Source organism: Mycobacterium sp. ABE4_509, assembly GCF_056160785.1.
This window is the reverse complement of record NZ_JBSWXU010000262.1, coordinates 1-3,106: the sequence shown is the minus strand read 5'-3', so window position 1 is coordinate 3,106 and position 3,106 is coordinate 1. Positions and strand designations below refer to the sequence as shown.

Below are 3,106 nucleotides of genomic sequence, written 5' to 3'. Positions count from 1 at the left end.
CCGCCGGGGCCGGGTGCCGCACCAGATTGCGCACCGCGGCCACGGCCGCCACCAGCAGGTAGGCCATCAACGGCAGCCCGGCCAGTGCGAACAGCCACAGCACGCCACCGGGCTGGACGGCCTGGGTCATCCCCTGTCCGGCGCCGGCCGGTGGGGCCATCGCCCCGTGATCCATCGCTCCGTGCGCCGTCCCGCCATGGTTGTGGCCGCCCTGGCTGTGCCCGCCGTGACCGCCCTTCACCGCCATCGCGGCCAGATGCCAGGTCATCGCGGCGAACATCGCCGCGTGCCCGCTGAAATGCCACCCGGCGCGGCGGTCGGATACCCGGAACCCGGCGACCGCCAACCCGACGAACCAGGCCGTGGCCACCCCGAAGAACCCGACCAGCACGGCGGTGGGCACCACCGCAGTGAGACCGGCCCAGGTCGATCCGGCCACCATCAGCAGCATCACCACGGCCATCGCCAGGTGCGCGATGTTGGAGACCCGCTGCGTGCGGTCCTGGCGTCGGGTGAGCTCATAGCCGCACCACAGCGTGCACCAGGCGAACAGCACCAACAGCACGACGAACTTCGCCGGCGTGGCGTCGAGTGTGAACATGGCATCCCTTCGTGCGAGCACCTGCACCCGAATAGTCGTCCGTGTCCCCGCTTTGGTTCCGGCTCCGGCGCACTATCCGAAAGGCCGGGGCGCGGGCCGGGCCGGCGGGCCACAATGAGTGTCATGGCGGGTGACATTCGGGGCGGCATGGACGCCCCCAATCAGGCACTGGTGACCGAGGCCGCCGCGGAGTTGCTGCGCACGCTGCAGCAGCGGCACGGGGCACTGATGTTCCATCAGTCGGGCGGCTGCTGCGACGGGTCGTCGCCGATGTGCTACCCCGACGGGGACTTCCTGGTCGGTGACCGCGACGTCCTGCTGGCCGTCCTCGACGTCGGCGACGGGGTTCCGGTGTGGATCTCGGGCCCGCAGTTCGACGCGTGGAAGCACACCCAGCTGGTCATCGACGTCGTCCCCGGCCGCGGCGGCGGGTTCAGCCTCGAAGCCCCCGAGGGGATGCGTTTCCTGTCCCGGGGGCGGGCCTTCACCGACGAGGAGAACCAGGCCCTCGCCAGGTCGGCCCCGGTGACCGGCGCCGACTACGAACGCGGTGTGCGACCGCAGGCCCACGGCACCCGGGTGGTGGCCGACGCGAGCCCGGAGACCCTGGCGGCCTGCCGGATCCCGGCCGCCGGCGCCTGAGGCCCGCTCGGGCGCCGCGCTTCAGTCGTCGCCGCCCTCGGCCGCGCGGATCTGGGCGTCGAGGTCTTCGTCGCCCAGCGCAGCGGTCAGGAAAGGTCCCGATGTCGGCAGGCTCAGGCGCAGATCACTGGCGGTGTCGATGGCCAGAACACCGCGGGTGAGGGTGAAATCCAGGGCATGCCCGCCGCGGCGGCCGTCGGCGGCCAGGAAGTGCAGGTGGTAGCCGGCCACCGAGATGCCCTGTTCGAAGTCCGGGGTCACGAAGCCTGCCAGGGTCCCGGCGACATCGTGGTGGACCGCCTCGGCCTGCCCCTGTGTCGCTTCGACCAGCGGCGGGAACGGCCGGTCCTGGCGTTCGACGGTGCGCGTGTGCACCTCGGCGAACTCGCCGGTGACCCGCACCGCATGCATGAGGTTGGAGCTGACGACGTGCGCGGCGACCAGCTCGCTGAGATCCGCACGGGTGGTCGGCGCGTCGATCTCGACGACGGTCTGCGGCCGGAAGGTGGTCACCACCGCAAAGGGTGTCCGCTGTGCGCCGTCGACGACCTCGGCGCTGCCGTCGGCGCGCAGCCGGTAACAGGTTCGGTCCAGGATGATCATCTCGCCGTCGAGGCTGTTGAACGTGCCGAGCCCGAAGTCGCCCTGGTCGAGCAGCTCCGCCACGGTCACGTCGCCTTCGTAGACACCGTTGAGCAACGCCGAGATCGTCGACGTCTGGTACACCACGTGCGGTTCGTCGCCGCGGCCCCGGAGATGTTCGAGGGCGGACTGGGCGACATGGATGAGCCGCTCGACGGGGTTCTGGCTCATCAGTGGAACGCGTCGTCGATCAGTTCGCCGGCCAGCTCGGTGTTGCGCCGGTAGTCGACCGGGACGTCGATGATCGTGCGGCCGGGTTCGCGCAGCGCCTCGGCCAGCGCGGCGCCGAACTCGGCCATCGAGGCGACCCGGCGTCCCCGAGCGCCGAAGGCGGCGGCGAACTTCTCGACGTCGTAGTCGCCGAGTTCAACCCCGGAGCGGCGGCCGTACTTGAGTTCCTCCTGGAAGCCCACCATGTCGTAGGAGTTGTCCCGCAGGATCACGTGGGTGAACGACAGTCCGAGCCGGTTGGCGGTTTCGAGCTCCTGGGCCGAGAACAGGAAGCCGCCGTCACCGGAGATCGACACGCACTGGGTCCCCGGCCGCACGATCGCCGCGGCCATCGCCCAGGGCAGCGCGACACCGAGGGTCTGCTGGCCGTTGGAGAACAGCAACCTGCGCGGCTGATAGACCCGGAAATGCCGGGCCATGTAGATGTACACCGACCCGATGTCACAGGCCACCGTGGCGTCGTCGTCCAGATGCTCGCGCAGCGTCAGCACGACCGCCGCCGGGTTGCACCCGGCTGCGGATTCGGGGTGTGCGCGGGCGTCCTCGTCGATGCGGCGCAGTTCGTCGCGGTCGGCCGCGTTGTGCGCGTTGACCGCGGCGTCCAGGCGCACGTGGCCGAGCGCCGCGCCCAGCGCGTCCAGGGTGGCCGCGATGTCGCCGCGCAGTTCGACGGCCGGCAGGTAGTGCCCGTCGACCGCGGCGACCCCGGAGTCGAGATGCACGACGGTGCGGGCGAGGTCGTCGTTCCACAGCGCCGGGTCGTACTCGACCGGGTCGTAGCCGACGGCCAGCACCAGATCCGCACGCATCAGCACCCGGTCGCCCGGCTGGTTGTGGAACAACCCGACCCGGCCCAGGTAGTGGTGCTCGAGTTCGCGGGAGATGGCGCCGGCGGCCTGGAAGGTCTCGACCACCGGGAGGTCGGTCCCGGCGACGAGCCGGTGCAGCGCCGCGCACGCCGCAGGTGCGGCGCCGCGGCCGCCGATCAGC

General features: G+C 71.2%; 4 protein-coding genes. 1 reads left to right on the top strand and 3 read right to left on the bottom strand.

Annotated features, from left to right (window positions below):
- On the bottom strand, positions 1-601 hold a 601-nt coding region (locus tag ACXAID_RS27635; protein WP_475025360.1), incomplete at its 3' end, for a DUF5134 domain-containing protein.
- A gap of 147 nt (positions 602-748) precedes the next feature.
- Between ACXAID_RS27635 and ACXAID_RS27630 the strand changes: the two genes are divergently transcribed.
- Positions 749-1,243 (top strand): DUF779 domain-containing protein, encoded by a 495-nt coding sequence (locus tag ACXAID_RS27630; RefSeq protein ID WP_475025361.1) that lies wholly within the window; start codon positions 749-751, stop codon positions 1,241-1,243.
- A gap of 21 nt (positions 1,244-1,264) precedes the next feature.
- Here the strand turns inward: ACXAID_RS27630 and budA are convergent, their stop codons facing one another.
- Positions 1,265-2,056, bottom strand: a complete 792-nt coding sequence (gene budA / locus ACXAID_RS27625; RefSeq protein ID WP_475025359.1) for an acetolactate decarboxylase — start codon at positions 2,054-2,056, stop codon at positions 1,265-1,267.
- Positions 2,056-3,106: thiamine pyrophosphate-dependent enzyme (locus ACXAID_RS27620; RefSeq protein WP_475025358.1), on the bottom strand; the 1,051-nt coding region annotated here is incomplete at its 5' end. The genes budA and ACXAID_RS27620, both read right to left, overlap by 1 nt.

Excerpts from the sequence above, each read along its gene's own strand:
- ACXAID_RS27630 (WP_475025361.1), top strand. The coding sequence starts at position 749 with ATGGACGCCCCCAATCAGGCACTGGTGACCGAGGCCGCCGCGGAGTTG.
- budA (WP_475025359.1), bottom strand. The coding sequence starts at position 2,056 with ATGAGCCAGAACCCCGTCGAGCGGCTCATCCATGTCGCCCAGTCCGCC.